This window comes from Zobellia laminariae (assembly GCF_030553095.1).
GTDB classification, from domain to species: domain Bacteria; phylum Bacteroidota; class Bacteroidia; order Flavobacteriales; family Flavobacteriaceae; genus Zobellia; species Zobellia laminariae.
This window is the reverse complement of the sequence record NZ_CP130738.1, coordinates 3,277,333-3,292,470: the sequence shown is the minus strand read 5'-3', so window position 1 is coordinate 3,292,470 and position 15,138 is coordinate 3,277,333. Positions and strand designations below refer to the sequence as shown.

Here is a 15,138-nt window from a genome sequence, read left to right as displayed (position 1 = left end):
TTAGTTAACAGTGCTTTGGAACCACATTAATTGTGATTAGTCGGGATGACAGGATTTGAACCTGCGACCCCACGCCCCCAAGGCGTGTACGCTACCGGACTGCGCTACATCCCGAATTTGGATTGCAAAAATATAAAAGTTAGACAGATATTCTGTTATCTTTTTTGAAAAATGCTACAACTACTTTAGACTCTCCATCCAACCAAACAAAAGCTCTGGTAAGGTTCTTAAATATGGGTCTTGTAACCCCAAAGCAAAACCGTGACCTCCTGTTGGAAACACGTGTAGTGCAGCAGGAACATTATTTTCTACCAACGCCTTATAAAATACCAAGCTATTTTCTACTGGAACAGATGTATCATCAGTTGCATGCAGCAAAAAGGTAGGCGGCGTATTAGCCGATACTTGTTTCTCGTTACTAAAACGTTCAACCGCTCCGGGTTTTGGGTTATTACCCAGTAAATTATTCTGAGAACCTTTGTGCGTAGATGATTGATTAAAAGTAATTACCGGGTAACATAAGGTCAGAAAATCTGGTCTTGCACTCAATTTGTCTGCTTCATCAATTGGTGTGTATACTTTTTCATCAAAATGAGTTCCTAACGTAGATGCTAAATGTCCTCCAGCGGAAAAGCCCATAGCGCCAATCTTATTAGGGTCTATGTTAAATTCTTCTGCTTTGCTCCGAACTAAACGTAATGCACGTTGTGCATCAATTAACGGTACATCTTCTTGATTAGTCTGAGATACCGCTGAAGGAAGACGATACTTCACTACAATGCCTGCTATACCTTTACTATTCAAGAATTTGGCTATATCAATACCCTCCCAATCATAGGCCAAAATACGATATCCGCCTCCAAAAAATTACCATCGCTTGGCCAGTAGCGTTCTTTTTTGAAGGCAAATACACTTCAATTGTTGGCTCTTGAACTTTACTAATACGTAAAATATCTTGTAATACATGCTCTTCTTTTTCATCAGATACCACGTGGTTAGGTATCTTGTCTTTTGGCCATAAAGGTATTATGGTGTCTTGTGAAAATACGTTTACACTCATTGCAAATACGGTAAGAAATATTAGTTTTTTCATCTTAAATACTATCATTAATTACAATCCCATTTAAAATTTGCTATCGGATACTTATGCGCCCCGTCTAAATTATAATGCCACCATTCTGTTCTTGTAGACCAAAACCCGTGCTTCTCCATCGTTTCCTTTAAAAGTTTTCTATTGGCCAATATCTCTTTTGGTAAATCAAAATTATCATGATAAGCCCGTTTTCCAAAAAAATCAAAATCGGTTCCCATATCCAGTTCTTCGCCATCTAAAGATTCCAAAGTAATATCTACGGCACCTCCTTTATTATGAATAGAGCCCTTTTTAGGGTTGGCTACATATTGCGGATTGGGTACTATTTTCCACATCTTGTATTGTACAGAATTTGGACGGTAGCAATCAAAGAACTTTATGCGTACTCCGCTTTTTTTGAAATCTTCATTAGCTTTTAATAAAGCTTTTGCCGTTATCACCCGTGTGTAACATTCCGGGCAATCGTAAACTTTTTCTTTAAGAAAATTATTTTTGGTAGCATATCGTAATTCATAACCAAAACCATCACTAAAATCTGCTAAACGAACAAATGTAGTATCCGCCAACTTTTCAAAAGACTTAAATCTTTTCTTGGGAACTTCTTTTTCTTTAACTACCGTATCCACCTGCTTTGTAACTACATCTTCATTTTTCTCTGCATTCTGGTCTGCTTTTGGATTGTCACCACAAGACACTAAAAAAACAAATACGATAAGCGTACTATAAAAATTCCTCATAAAATAAATTATCTACCTGACATGAGATGATTGTCAGTTTTAAGGGATATATTGATATAAAATCGATTTTCAATTTACATGCAAGATATTACTTTCTTGCTATAACAATTACCCAATCTTTATCTTTTTGCCCATTGTAAGCGGATAATTCTACACTGTTAGGCTTGGTTATTTTCCAGCCTTCGTTTTGCTTGTCAAACAACATTCCTCCTGCTTTAGGGTCATAAAAAGCAATGGTAAAAGCACCATCGCCTATGGCAAGATCGGTAGTCTCGTTCTTTGGCAAATACACTACGTAAATTTCATCCTTTTTAGCAAAACAGTAGGCTTTATCGTTACTCAACAATTCGTCATGATTTTGCATTGTTTCATACGGCAAGTGGTCTTCGAAAAACTTCCGGGCATTATTGCTGATATCCCACCAAGCATCACGCGCTCTAAAATCTTCTGCAGAGATATCATTATTAGGCATATCCTTACCGCCGAAATACTATAAGTACCGGCCGCACCGGACATTAGGCTTCCCCAAAGACTGCTGTGCATGACCATGTCATGGTTATTATTGGCGGCAGTATCCGTAGTTACGCCAATATCCCAATGACCAATTTCATCAAGGTAAACTACCCATGGTCTTTTTTTCTTTACAGATAAATCCAACCACTTTTTCACTTCCTTATGGACCTCTGTAGTATCATACATCTGTAAGGATGGAATTTCAAAATTACGATATCCTAACATAGGCGTGAATGTTTCTTTTATAGGGTCTAAAGGCCTACCTTCTCTTCGTTCTCCCGTAATTCGGACATGATTATGAACCGCTATAGGATGATTGTAAGGGTCAATTTTGCGAATATAATCTGCATAACTTTTCAACTGCTCTGGGCTACGATTGGTTTCTTCCCCTAAATTCCAAACAACACCTAAATGATGGCCAAAACGAGCTACTAATTCTTTATAAAATAGTTTCCGTTCAAGTCCTAATTCACCCTTGTTCAAAACCGTATCATTCTCTGTTTCTTGAGTAAAAACATTCATGGCCATTCCCAGTTTATCCATATGAGTGAAAACAGTTTCCCATTGGTCTAGTTTACTTACATCATATCTGGTTTGCTCTTTAGGCGCAATCCATGGCCATACATCATTTCCATCTCCATTTTCGTTCATAACAAGAAAATAAAGACTGTTCATTCCTTTATTAGACAAATAATTAAGGGCTCCTATTATGCCTTTTCCATTATTAAAGCCCCATACTGGGTCTGAATCCTTCCAATCATCTACATGTTTAGGATATTCATGAAGGCCGTCTTCTAATGTTGGCGTATCCGGTCCTCCATTATCGTAAGTTCCATCAAATTCAGAATAGGCCAAAAAGTTCTCAGGACTACCTACTCCATTTTTCAAAAAAGGCTTTCCCGTTTCACTTTGCTTGAGGTAATGCGTGCCGTTATAAACGAGCATGCCTTTGCTATAAAATCCACTTTCGGTTGAATCTATAGGTTGTACTTCAAAGTTTCCTTTTATATCCCAAATGCTTTTATTCTTTTTGGGCAGGGAGAATTGCTTGACGGCAATATTTTTTCCTTCCATCAAATAGGCTTTAAAATCCCATTCACCAGTTTCTACCAGGAGAAAATTTTACCTGCCATTTATTTCCCGCTTCAGCACTAGAGTTGGCCGCATCGCCATCTGCAGCAAAATAGCCGTGAACTGTATAGGTGGTGTCTTTATTTGAGAAGTTAACCAATAATGAATAATCTAAAAACGGATTTATAGAGTCTGTTTCAGATACTTCTGGTCCGTTAAACGTTAGGGTTACAGGCTGCCATTTCTTTAAGTTACCTTCAAGCAGATAATTCTTAGTACTTCCTTTTTTTGTACAAGAACCTAACACAAAAACAAGTGCACAAGTAAGTACAAAAAACTTCATTGGTCTGTGGGAACACATAAGCAGTTATTTGGTTTTAAGCGACCATAAGGTAACAATATTTTTTATTACTATACTACAATTCTCAGTTCTATTAAGCAGAATAGAACCTATACTTTTTTTCAATTTAACCACCTTACATCCTTAAGATTTGTAGTGCATACAATCTATTTTAAAGCACCAATAAAATGATTAAAAAACAAAAGCCTTTACCTCAAAAAAGGTAAAGGCCTCCACCATTAAAAATGGTACTAGATTAATTTTCTAAGCTCTTTAAATACTCTAAGCTTTGAGGAACTTGCTCAACTACACTAGATGATTCATCTTCTATGAACATATATTCAATTCCCAATTCCTTAGCTTCTGCAACAATACCAGCAATATCTACTTGACCTTGACCAAGAACTACGTTAGTTTCATGGTCTTCTTGTCCCGTATTATTTCCTTTTACTCCTTTTTCCATATCCTTCAAGTGGAGTAAAGTGAATTTAGATTTGTACTTCTTCATCAATGCCAAAGGGTCTGCACCACCATGTTGCGCCCAAAACACATCTAATTCAAAAGTATAGTCTGTAGCGTTCTGAATCATATAATCGAATAAGGTGCCATCTTCATAAGGGCGAAATTCATACCCATGCGGATGATATGCCAATGTAATTCCGTTTTCTTTTAAAAGTTTACCGGCCTTGTTAAATACCTCGGAAGCATGTTTGGTTTCTTCCAAATCCCATTTGTTATCATCATGAGGTACCCAAGCACACATAACATACTTGGCGCCATATGCTTTTGCATCTTCCACTACCTGCTGTGCATTTTTCTCTAAATCGCCAAACTTAGCTCCTACACTTACCACATCCAGACTATTCGATTTCAATAATTTCTTAAATTCGTCAAGCGGCAAACCGTATGTTTCGCCTCCTTCAATTTTCGTAATTCCCCACCCCTGAATAGTCTCAAGTGTTCCGGGTACATCTGTCTTAAACTGATTTCGTAAACTATAAAGTTGCAAACCTACTTCTTGTGCCGATAGTGATACCGTGAAAAGGGCGGTTGCAATAAAAACATTTATTTTTTTCATTTTCTTGTATTTTGATTAAAAGCTGATGGTTGTTCTAAACCAGATTTATCTATGTTAGTAAATTTCCCTTTTCGTCCCATTCTGCAATATCGTTTCTCTTACTTTGATCCACACATTTTGCAATCCATTCTGGATCATATGCTACACCATGCTTTTTAAGAACCTCATCTGGAACACCGTCCCAAACATTGGGTGAATTACCCTTGTACCCCAAATCTGCAATTCCCACTTTTGACGTATAGTAACCTGTAACCACAAGATTACGCATCAATGCGAAAAATTGAATTTCTAATGGTTGTTCATCCAATGGTATATCCAAATCATGGTTACAGATTGTATCCAAAATCTGTTTTTGTTGCTCCAAGGTAGCTCCTTTAAACTCTATTTCATTATCTGAATTAGACCTGTGGTCTAACCACATTAGACCTCCCAATAATGTATTCTGCATATCGGGCATATCTTTACCAATAAATTCAATAAATGCTGGAACATCTGCTTCAATAGGACCACCATGCGGTTCTTTTGGCGGAAGGATAACGGTGCTTAAAACAGCAATGGTTTCCATCTCATGTTCGTTGAATAATTGCTCCGCATTCAATTTTTCTACGCGCTCAATTTCTTTAGGCGTCCTGCCATAATAATTGGTATCTGTAGTAACTGCAGTTTCTTGTATTACGGGCTCCTCTCCTTCGGTCTTACACCCGTGAAAAGCAAGTGCAGAAGCTCCTGCACCAAGAATCATGGTCTGTATACTCTTTCTTCTGTCCATCATTACAGGTTTTGTTGTTTCAATTGTTCAATAATATAATCCGATGCTCTCCAAGACAAGGCCAAGATGGTCCAAGTACAATTTTTATCGGCTTGAGAAACGAATGGTCCTGCATCAACTATAAAAACATTGTCCACATCGTGCAATTGGTTGAACTTGTTCGTTACAGAAGTTTTGGGATCATTGCCCATTCGGGTAGTTCCTACCTCATGGATAATTTCTCCGGGAGCATGAAGACCATAGTCCTTATCCTTGCCTTATTTATTCAAATAGATTCCGCCCATGTTATGAGAAATCTCTTCAAAAGTATCCTGCATATGCTTCGCTTGGCGAACTTCAATATCTGACCATTTATAATTGAACTTCAGTACAGGAATACCATAATCATCTACAGTAGTCGGGTCTATCTCACAGTAATTTTCCTTTACCGCTAAACCTTCTCCTCTACCGCCAAAACCTACTATTGCTCCATAATATCGCTTAACGTCATCACGTAGTTTATCTCCATAACCACCGGTTGGTTGACCCACCAATTTATTGAAGCTGTCCTGATCAAAACCGAACCCGTAATTAGGTTGCCCCATACCGCCCCAAACTTCAATATGATATCCTCTAGGAAAACCTAATGCTTTATTGTCTCCCCACCAAGGTGAATAAACGTGCATGCCTCCTACACCATCTTCGTTATAAGAAACATCACGATCCATTAAGTCTGGTACGAAAGCCATACCACTACTACCGGTAGAATCATGTAAATATTTACCAACAAGGTCACTACTATTTCCTAAACCGTTTGGATGCTGCTTGCTCTTACTATTTAAAAGAATACGTGCCGAACTACAAGCCGATGCTGCCAGTACAACTACTTTAGCTTTTAACTTATACTCTTTTCTATCTTCTTTATTGATGTACGAAACACCAGTTGCCTTACCTTCTGCATTGGTAGTTACCTCACGTACCATAGCATTCACGAAAATCTTTACTTGACCACCGTTCTTTTGAGCAGGAAAAATTAAACAACTACCAGCTGAGAAATCTGCATATACAGAACATGACCTTGAACATTGTCCGCAATAAAAACAGACTCCACGCTCATTATTTATTCGTTTCGTAAGCATTGAAAGCCGGCTAGGAATTACAGGAATACCTGATTTTTTAGCTCCTTTTATATAAAAAAGTTCATGTAACCTTGGTTTTGGTGGAGGGAGAAAAAAACCGTCTGGGTCATTTTCTAAACCTTCGTTGGTTCCAAAAACCCCAATTAATTTATCAACTTTATCGTAGTATGGTTTTACATCATCATAACCTATTGGCCAATCCTCACCATGACCATCACGTGTCTTTCCTTTAAAATCTTTTGGTCCAAATCTTAATGAGATTCTTCCCCAGTGGTTCGTTCGCCCACCTAGCATTCTAGAACGCCACCATCTAAAATTAGTGCCCTCTGCCTGAGTATACGGTTCACCGTCAACCTCCCAATCACCATAGGACATATCCCACTCACCAAAGGCACGTGTGGTACCTGCACCACGACGTGGAGAATCATAAGGGTTCTTTAATTGAGTCATTGTTTTGGGATCTGCAGGATCGAAGAAAGGACCTGCTTCTACAACGGCTACTTTTAAACCGGCATCTGCCAGTTGTTTTGTAGCCATACCTCCACCTGCCCCGGAGCCTACGATAATAACGTCGTACTCCTCAGGGTTTTCCTTTATTTGCATATGTTGTTTGTTAGTTTGTATGCACAATTTAAAATAAAAAGTGTATCCCTACCACTTTTTTAACACTGGGTTTCACGTCTACTTTTACAACTAGAAGTTTTTTAATTGCCTAAGAGCTTCATCTATAGTTTTTACAGGAAGTTTACATGTTGTATTCTGACATACATAGATAAATGTATTATCTACCACATAACGATCTTTAAAAAGAGGCGCTTCACTCTTTGCTTTGCTTCCCACTATCAACGAATTTGATAATTGAATTTCATTTAAGGCTTTCACCAATATATCTGCGTCTTTACCCACTACTGCAATCTCAAAATAAGGGTACGTATTATTTAATAGAAGCGAATTCCATTTTGAATAACTTGGTGCACTTTCTTTAATCGCTGGCACCATTGCAGATAACATTAGTTTTGACTTTGTACTGTAGTCCGTATTATACTCCAAATGCCCTAATTGAAAAAGATTATTTGCCATGACTGCATTGGGAGAAGGGATTACACCATCATCGGTCTTAATTATTTTAGCGATGAGATTATTGCCTTCATTATAATGGTACATACCAGATGCTTCATCTGCAAAATCTTGTTCTACCGTCTTATTCAACTCCTTGGCAAAATTGAGGTATTCCGTATTTAAAGTAACTCCATAAAGTTGAAGCGAAGCATCTATCATGAAAGCATAATCCTCAATAAAACCTTCTTTACGTAGACTTCCTTTTTTATACGTATGAACTAGCTTTCCGTTTTGATAGGAGTTCGATTTTATAAAAGAAAACACGCTTTCTGCTTTTTCTAAAAATTCGTCTTGGCCAAAAGCCTTGTAAGCATCTACCAATCCATTAATCAAAAGAGCATTCCAAGATGTAATAATCTTATCATCGCTTCGTGGGCGTACTCTTTTACTTCTTGCCTTTAACAGTTTTTTATTCCATTCGAATTTTATAAAATTTAGCTTACTCTGCTCTATACCGTGCTCCTTTACGAACGTAACATCGTCTACCTTTCTGTGTAAAACATAATTTTCATGCTCCCAAACAGCTTCTTTGTTTATAGTGTAATAGTCCGAAAAAAGTGCGAAACCATCTCCCAAAACCGACTTTAACTCTTCTTCTTTCCAAACATAGAACTTACCCTCTTCCCCTTCACTATCAGCATCCAAAGCGGCATGGTAGCCTCCATTCTCATCTTTCATTTCCCTGTCCAGAAAATCTACAGTTTCCCAAACCAAATCTTTGTACGCATCATCTTTAAAAATAGTATATGCTTTGGAATACAGACTTAATACTTGGGCATTATCGTAAAGCATTTTTTCAAAGTGTGGCACTTTCCAAAAGGCATCTGTGCTGTATCTATAAAATCCACCACCTATCTGGTCGTAAACACCGCCCAAAGCCATTTTATCTAACGTGTTTCTAACATGATTCTTAGCTTTTTCGTCTTTTACTAAATCAGCATAATTTAATAGAAAATCTAGATTTGTGGGAATCATAAATTTCTGAACGCCCTTTTCTCCACCTTCTTCTAAATCCCAGTTCTGACTCCAATTTTCAACACTGGTTTTTACAGCCTCTTTGGTTATAGCTTCAAAATCCTTTGCAGGTTCTACTAAATTAGCTTCAGCAATACCAGCTGCCACCATATCCGAATATTCTTCGGCCTTTTTGGGGTCATTTTTATATAACTCGCTTATTTTGGTCAGTACTTTTGTCCACTGATCTTTAGTATGGTAAGTTCCTCCGTAAAGAGGTTTTCCGTTGGGTAATGTAATGACATTTAAAGGCCACCCTCCATTTCCTGAAATCAATTGTAGCGCAGTCATATACACTTGGTCAACATCTGGGCGTTCTTCTCGATCCACTTTAATATTGATAAAGTTATCGTTCATGATTTTTGCGACCTCCTCGTTCTCAAAAGTCTCCTCTTCCATTACATGGCACCAATGACATGAAGAATAGCCAATACTAACCAATACCAATTTGTTTTCTTTTTGGCTTCCTCTAATGCTTCTTGGCTCCAAGCTCTCCAATTTACAGGGTTATGGGCATGCTGCAGCAAGTAAGGACTTGTTTCCTCAGCAAGGGCATTTGTGTATTTATGCGTTTTCACTTCCTGCTCGGTTTTATTCTCTTTGCATGAAACATTAAAAAACATGACCAGCATTATAAAACCGGTCAAAAATCTAGAAAATATTAAGGTCATAGTACGCTTCTTATTCCACGAAATTATATGAATACCGTGCATTGAATTAAAAATTGGTTACTTACCAATTACTCACTTATAAAGGACGAAGCCGGCAAACCTGCTGCATTGAAAAGATTTGGCTCTGCAATATTATCCCATGCAAAACGCACATTTAAAGGTTCCTTAACTTCTTTTGAAGACAAAATAACCTTATCATTTTTAATTATCGCCTTCGCGGGATGGTATGTTCCATCAGCGCCAGCCACTTCAAAATGAGTGACTTTTTTCCCTTTAGACATAAGTCCGGCTGAATGGTCAAAGATCACCTCTATCTTTTTTCCTTGCGGATGAACCTCTTTAAAAAGCGGGCCGTAAACTTCTCCTTCAAAACTATTATAGGTTTCCTTTAAAGCTAAATTCGCAAGACGTAAACCCACGTCTTGTTTGTTGGTTGGATGAATATTATCTATGGTGGCTATATCACTTACGACTACCATACCTGAGTTTGGTATGGTTTTCAGTACACGCCTTTGCACATCTCTTAGCTGCACGCCTCTTTCTCGTTCTTTATATTTAAAGGGTGCAATTTGCACATAATAAAATGGAAAATCAGCACCCCATGCCTCGCGCCAAGAACCCACCATTTCCGAAAATAGTTTACCGTAAATCTCAAAACGATTTCTATTTGCTTCACCTTGATACCAAATAGTTCCCGCAATCTTAAAAGGTGTTATAGCATGTACCATTCCGTTATATAACTGTGACGGAGAAACAGGGCTCCACCGTGACTCTTCTACTTTTTCTGCGGGAACTCTTAAATCATCATTCTCATCAAAAACAGATTTAGGTGCCCATACTTCAGCTGGGGAACCGCCCCACGCATTATCTATTAGGCCAATAGGAACATCGAGTTCTCCTTGTAATCTTCTTGCAAAAAAGTAAGCGATAGCACTAAAATTTTTCATTGTTTCGGGCGTACAAACCTCCCAAGCTCCAGGTATGTTTTCCTGAGGATATTCAGAGGTTCTTCTATCTATCGTAAAAAAACGAATATTGGGATAATTGGCATTTTTTATTTCCTCTTCGGCATTATCAATACCCTTATTAGTTGTTGCGCTCCATTCCATATTAGATTGTCCGGAAGCTAACCAAACCTCGCCAATCATTACATTTTTCAATACAAGCTCATTATCATTACCCTTAAAATTAATTTCATAAGGTCCACCTGCTTCGGGTGTATCTACTTCAAGACTCCACTTTGCTTCTATGCTTGTTTTAGTTTTGTATTCTTTATTATCCCAACTGGTAAGAACGGTAACTTCTTCCCCTGTATCTGCCCATCCCCAGAGCAAAACTTTTTCATTTCGCTGTATCACCATATTATCTGAAAATATATTGGGCAATTCAATTTTGGCCCATATGGGTTGACAAGCAAGTGCTAATAAAAAAGTAACAATAAAAAATTTAGGTTTCATATAAATAGATATTAGTTTGATCAAGATTTAAATATACCAAATTATTAAAGTACCCCAATACTATAGTGTTAATTGTAATGATTTAAATATCTTTAGGAAGCGAACCGAACACAAAACCGATGCACAAAAAAATCAGTTCTTTAAGCCGAAGGAATTTTATTAAAGGTACCTCTAGTCTCATGGCGTTATCCTCCTTTGGAGCGTATGGACTAGACTTTGCTAACAGAGAGAAAACACTACGAGTTGGATTAATAGGTACGGGGTGGTATGGCAAAAGTGACCTTTTTAGGCTTATGCAAGTAGCTAATGTTGAAGTAGTTTCCCTATGCGACGTAGATCAACATATGTTGGAGGAAGCTGGAAAATTATTCGCTTTAAGGCAAAAATCCAAAAAAACTCCCCGTCTATACGTCGACTATAGAAAAATGCTCGCCGAGAAGGATTTAGATATTGTTCTTGTGGGAAGTCCGGACCATTGGCATGCCCTACAAGGTATAGATGTATTAAAATCCGGAGCTCACCTCTACCTTCAAAAACCCATAAGTGTAGATGTAATGGAAGGTGAAGCGTTAATTGCTGCGGCAAATAAATATGGAAAAGTGGTTCAAGTGGGTACGCAACGAAAGAGCACACCTCATTTGGTAGAGGCCAAAAAAAATATTGTTGACGCCGGTTTATTAGGTAAAATCTCTCATGTAGAAATTTGCTGTTACTACCATATGCGTGCCAATGGTAATCCGCCCGTTATACCCGTTCCCGACTTTTTTAATTATGATATGTGGACAGGACCTGCCCCCCTTAGGCCATTTGATGGCTTACCTCACAGACGTTGGTGGCGAACTTTTATGGAATACGGTAATGGTATTACAGGCGATATGTGCGTTCATATGCTAGATACCGTACGATGGATGCTAGATTTAGGATGGCCAAAAAAAATAAGTGCTACAGGTGGCATCTACGTACAAAAAGATGGGAAGTCCAACATTGCAGATACGCAAACCGCAGTTTTTGAATTTGATGAGCTTGATTGTGTATGGAATCATAGATCTTGGGGAACTCCTGCGGACCCAGAATACCCTTGGTCATTTATATTATACGGAGAAAATGGAACCCTTTCTGGCGATGTCAAGAAATATGATTTTATACCACATGGCGATGGTAAAAAAATACACGGCGATGTTATTTACGAAAGAGAAAAATACCCTGAAGACCTTACTGAAAAAGATATTGAATTGCATGCAGCACCTGCTACAAGAGCGCATATGTTAGATTTTTTAGCGGCCATCGAGAACGGAACACAACCAATAGCTAACATTCAACAAGCACATATTTCCACTGCCAGTTGTATCCTTGCCAATATGGCCATGAAACTTGAGAGACCTTTGGTTTACGATCAAAAACAGATGATTGTAATGAATGACCCTGAAGCTACTAAATTGCTACAGCGCAGTTACAGGGAAGGTTGGGATCATCCGCTTCCGGGAATGTTTAAATAACTACATTATACCTTAATCCGAATTGATTTTTTTGCTAATTCAACTTTTGACATAAAGTGAACATCATAATAGGGCTTTCTCAAAGTATGTACCTTACAACGATAATATCCTCATTTTTAAATAATTTTAAAGCCGATGTTACTCTTGTAAGAATATAAATCGACATCTTTGCGCAAGTAAATAAAAAAACCATTAGAACTCGGCATTATGAAAAAATGTTTGATTACAGGAATTACAGGACAAGATGGAGCATACTTGGCTGAATTTTTATTAAAAAAAGGATACCAAGTTCACGGACTTAAAAGAAGATCCTCTCTTTTTAATACTGATCGAATTGACCACTTATATCAAGATCCTCATGTTGAAGGTAGAAACCTTCATCTTCACTACGGTGACATGACGGATAGTACCAATCTTATTCGCCTTATAAAGGAAATAGAACCAGACGAAATTTACAACTTGGCGGCAATGAGCCATGTTGCGGTTTCTTTTGAGACTCCAGAATATACTGCAAATGCAGATGGTATTGGTACTTTACGTATTTTAGATGCTGTTCGTCTTTTAGGTCTGGAGAAAAAAACCAGAATCTATCAGGCTTCAACTTCTGAGCTATACGGAAAGGTACAGGAAGTACCTCAGTCAGAAACTACTCCGTTTTACCCTCGTAGCCCTTATGCTGTTGCAAAAATGTACGCATATTGGATTACGGTAAACTATCGTGAGGCTTACGGCATGTACGCTTGTAACGGTATACTTTTTAACCATGAATCTCCTATACGTGGGGAAACTTTTGTAACTCGTAAAATTACAAGAGCTGCTTCTAGAATTGCTTTAGGCCTTCAAGACAAGATATACTTAGGTAATCTTGATGCTAAAAGAGATTGGGGTCATGCAAAAGATTACGTAAGAATGATGTGGATGATTCTTCAGGCCGATGAGCCAGAAGATTGGGTAATTGCTACTGGTAAAACCACCACTGTTCGTGATTTCGTAAAAATGAGTTTCGCTCATGCAGGTATAGAAGTTGCATTTAAAGGTGAAGGTGTTGACGAAGTAGGAACTGTAGTTTCTTGTAGCAACCCTGATTACCAAGTTGAAATAGGAAAAGAAATTGTTTCCGTAGATCCAAGATACTTTAGACCAACAGAAGTTGATTTACTTATTGGTGATCCAAGTAAAGCAAATAATAAATTAGGATGGATTCCTAAATACGATTTGAAAGACTTGATCGAAGATATGATGCAGAGCGATTTAAAATTGATGAAGAAAGACACTTACTTAAAAGAAGGTGGTTACAGAATCATGAACTATTTCGAATAGCATGAACAAGGACGCAAAAATTTATATTGCAGGACATAGGGGTCTTGTTGGTAGCGCCATTCTTAAAAAGTTGAAAGCAGAGGGTTTTTCTAATTTTGTATTGAAAACTCATGCTGAGCTTGATTTGATTGATGCTAACGCGGTCGCTTCATTTTTTGCCGAAGAAAAACCAGAATACGTTTTTCTTGCAGCGGCTAAAGTGGGTGGTATTGTTGCCAATAATACCTATAGGGCAGATTTTATTTACGCTAACCTTATGATTCAGAACAACATTGTTCACCAAAGTTATGTGAACAATGTGAAAAAACTTCTGTTTTTAGGTAGTACTTGTATTTACCCAAAAGAGTGTCCGCAACCAATGAAAGAGGATTATCTTCTTACTGATACTTTAGAATATACTAACGAACCATACGCTATCGCAAAGATTGCAGGTATTAAATTGTGCGAGAGCTACAATTTACAATACGGAACAAATTTTATTTCCGTAATGCCTACTAACCTTTATGGTCCTGATGATAATTTCGATTTAGAGAAGTCGCATGTATTGCCTGCTCTAATTAGAAAGATGCATTTAGGTAGAGCGTTAGAAGCTCAAGATTGGGACAATGTTCGAAAAGATTTGAACGAACGTCCAATCGAAGGTGTAGATGGTAAATCTAGTGAATCTGATATCTATGCAATTCTTGAGAAATACGGTGTAAAAAAGACCGGTGACAAGATGAGTGTGGAGATTTGGGGAAGCGGGAAGCCTATGCGTGAGTTTCTTTGGTCAGAAGATATGGCCGATGCGTGTATTTTTATAATGAAAAGCAGAGATTTCAAAGACACCTATAATTCCAGTGAGAAAGAGATTCGTAATACCCATATCAATATAGGTACAGGTAAAGATCTTTCAATTCGCGAATTAGCAGAATCAATTAAGAGTATGGTTGGTTTTGAAGGTTCTTTAAATTTTAATGCTGACAAACCTGACGGCACAATGAAGAAATTGACGGATGTCTCTAAACTTCATGGCTTAGGTTGGAAACATAGCATTGACCTTAAAGAAGGTATAGAAAAAATGTACAGCTGGTATCGTTCAGCCTAGTCATTAAAAATAGTAGATAAATAGAAATCCCGCTAAACTTAATTGTTTAGCGGGATTTTATTTATTGGAAAAAGTAGTGAACCTATATTCTAATCTTATTATTTTTCTCCTAATAACAAAAAGGATTAAAACTCCTAGGAAAATTCTGCTCTTAAATTTAATTACCAAACATTACTTGTGTTTAAATTATTCCTTGAAATTGCTTAAATGACATTAATTTATTCGTAATATATTTCTTATAGTAGATAAAACTTG

At 37.6% G+C, this 15,138-nt stretch carries 12 protein-coding genes, 1 tRNA gene and 2 pseudogenes; 3 read left to right on the top strand and 12 right to left on the bottom strand.

Going from position 1 to position 15,138, the window contains the following annotated elements:
• Positions 1–40 precede the first annotated feature (40 nt).
• The 12 genes and pseudogenes from Q5W13_RS15780 to Q5W13_RS15725 all read right to left on the bottom strand — a co-directional run bounded on the left by Q5W13_RS15780 (position 41) and on the right by Q5W13_RS15725 (position 10,980).
• A tRNA-Pro gene (locus tag Q5W13_RS15780) sits at positions 41–114 on the bottom strand.
• A gap of 66 nt (positions 115–180) precedes the next feature.
• On the bottom strand, positions 181–843 hold the full coding sequence (locus Q5W13_RS15775) for an alpha/beta hydrolase (protein ID WP_304443652.1): 663 nt from the start codon (positions 841–843) through the stop codon (positions 181–183).
• Positions 833–1,093 carry a hypothetical protein gene (locus Q5W13_RS15770; protein WP_304443651.1) on the bottom strand — a complete coding sequence of 87 codons (261 nt, stop codon included), beginning with the start codon at positions 1,091–1,093 and terminating at the stop codon, positions 833–835. Before Q5W13_RS15770 ends, Q5W13_RS15775 begins: the two co-directional genes overlap by 11 nt.
• Before the next feature lie 14 nt (positions 1,094–1,107).
• Complete coding sequence (locus Q5W13_RS15765) at positions 1,108–1,830, bottom strand: M15 family metallopeptidase (protein ID WP_304443650.1); 723 nt, start codon at positions 1,828–1,830, stop codon at positions 1,108–1,110.
• Between the two features lie 88 nt (positions 1,831–1,918).
• Complete coding sequence (locus Q5W13_RS15760; RefSeq protein ID WP_304443649.1) at positions 1,919–2,194, bottom strand: putative collagen-binding domain-containing protein; 276 nt, start codon at positions 2,192–2,194, stop codon at positions 1,919–1,921.
• Positions 2,170–3,417: a hypothetical protein gene (locus Q5W13_RS15755; protein ID WP_304443648.1), complete on the bottom strand. Its 1,248-nt coding sequence runs from the start codon at positions 3,415–3,417 to the stop codon at positions 2,170–2,172. Before Q5W13_RS15755 ends, Q5W13_RS15760 begins: the two co-directional genes overlap by 25 nt.
• 22 nt (positions 3,418–3,439) lie before the next feature.
• Entirely contained in the window at positions 3,440–3,757 is a 318-nt protein-coding gene (locus Q5W13_RS15750) for a DUF5060 domain-containing protein (RefSeq protein ID WP_304443647.1), read from the bottom strand.
• Positions 3,758–4,010: 253 nt separating this feature from the next.
• Positions 4,011–4,832 carry a sugar phosphate isomerase/epimerase family protein gene (locus Q5W13_RS15745; RefSeq protein WP_304443646.1) on the bottom strand — a complete coding sequence of 274 codons (822 nt, stop codon included), beginning with the start codon at positions 4,830–4,832 and terminating at the stop codon, positions 4,011–4,013.
• Between the two features lie 49 nt (positions 4,833–4,881).
• The gene (locus tag Q5W13_RS15740) at positions 4,882–5,601 is read right to left on the bottom strand and encodes a gluconate 2-dehydrogenase subunit 3 family protein (RefSeq protein ID WP_304446526.1); all 720 of its coding nucleotides are present in this window, start codon (positions 5,599–5,601) and stop codon (positions 4,882–4,884) included.
• Between the two features lie 2 nt (positions 5,602–5,603).
• A pseudogene (locus Q5W13_RS15735) lies at positions 5,604–7,322 on the bottom strand (GMC family oxidoreductase).
• A 90-nt stretch (positions 7,323–7,412) separates the two neighbouring features.
• Positions 7,413–9,475 (bottom strand): annotated as a pseudogene (locus tag Q5W13_RS15730) (thioredoxin domain-containing protein).
• Positions 9,476–9,591: 116 nt separating this feature from the next.
• Positions 9,592–10,980: a sialate O-acetylesterase gene (locus Q5W13_RS15725; protein ID WP_304443645.1), complete on the bottom strand. Its 1,389-nt coding sequence runs from the start codon at positions 10,978–10,980 to the stop codon at positions 9,592–9,594.
• 119 nt (positions 10,981–11,099) lie between these two features.
• Here Q5W13_RS15725 and Q5W13_RS15720 point away from each other — a divergent pair, with 119 nt between their 5' ends.
• The 3 genes from Q5W13_RS15720 to Q5W13_RS15710 all read left to right on the top strand — a co-directional run bounded on the left by Q5W13_RS15720 (position 11,100) and on the right by Q5W13_RS15710 (position 14,883).
• Entirely contained in the window at positions 11,100–12,476 is a 1,377-nt protein-coding gene (locus Q5W13_RS15720) for a Gfo/Idh/MocA family protein (protein ID WP_304443644.1), read from the top strand.
• Positions 12,477–12,683: 207 nt separating this feature from the next.
• The gene (gene gmd, locus Q5W13_RS15715; protein WP_155595631.1) at positions 12,684–13,796 is read left to right on the top strand and encodes a GDP-mannose 4,6-dehydratase; all 1,113 of its coding nucleotides are present in this window, start codon (positions 12,684–12,686) and stop codon (positions 13,794–13,796) included.
• Between the two features lies 1 nt (position 13,797).
• Positions 13,798–14,883, top strand: coding sequence for a GDP-L-fucose synthase family protein (locus Q5W13_RS15710; RefSeq protein WP_304443643.1), 1,086 nt, complete (start codon positions 13,798–13,800; stop codon positions 14,881–14,883).
• Positions 14,884–15,138: the final 255 nt, after the last annotated feature.

Excerpts from the sequence above, each read along its gene's own strand:
- Q5W13_RS15770 (WP_304443651.1), bottom strand. The coding sequence starts at position 1,093 with ATGAAAAAACTAATATTTCTTACCGTATTTGCAATGAGTGTAAACGTA.
- Q5W13_RS15765 (WP_304443650.1), bottom strand. The coding sequence starts at position 1,830 with ATGAGGAATTTTTATAGTACGCTTATCGTATTTGTTTTTTTAGTGTCT.
- Q5W13_RS15760 (WP_304443649.1), bottom strand. The coding sequence starts at position 2,194 with ATGCAAAATCATGACGAATTGTTGAGTAACGATAAAGCCTACTGTTTT.
- Q5W13_RS15755 (WP_304443648.1), bottom strand. The coding sequence starts at position 3,417 with ATGGAAGGAAAAAATATTGCCGTCAAGCAATTCTCCCTGCCCAAAAAG.
- Q5W13_RS15750 (WP_304443647.1), bottom strand. The coding sequence starts at position 3,757 with ATGAAGTTTTTTGTACTTACTTGTGCACTTGTTTTTGTGTTAGGTTCT.
- Q5W13_RS15745 (WP_304443646.1), bottom strand. The coding sequence starts at position 4,832 with ATGAAAAAAATAAATGTTTTTATTGCAACCGCCCTTTTCACGGTATCA.
- Q5W13_RS15740 (WP_304446526.1), bottom strand. The coding sequence starts at position 5,601 with ATGGACAGAAGAAAGAGTATACAGACCATGATTCTTGGTGCAGGAGCT.
- Q5W13_RS15725 (WP_304443645.1), bottom strand. The coding sequence starts at position 10,980 with ATGAAACCTAAATTTTTTATTGTTACTTTTTTATTAGCACTTGCTTGT.
- Q5W13_RS15720 (WP_304443644.1), top strand. The coding sequence starts at position 11,100 with ATGCACAAAAAAATCAGTTCTTTAAGCCGAAGGAATTTTATTAAAGGT.
- gmd (WP_155595631.1), top strand. The coding sequence starts at position 12,684 with ATGAAAAAATGTTTGATTACAGGAATTACAGGACAAGATGGAGCATAC.
- Q5W13_RS15710 (WP_304443643.1), top strand. The coding sequence starts at position 13,798 with ATGAACAAGGACGCAAAAATTTATATTGCAGGACATAGGGGTCTTGTT.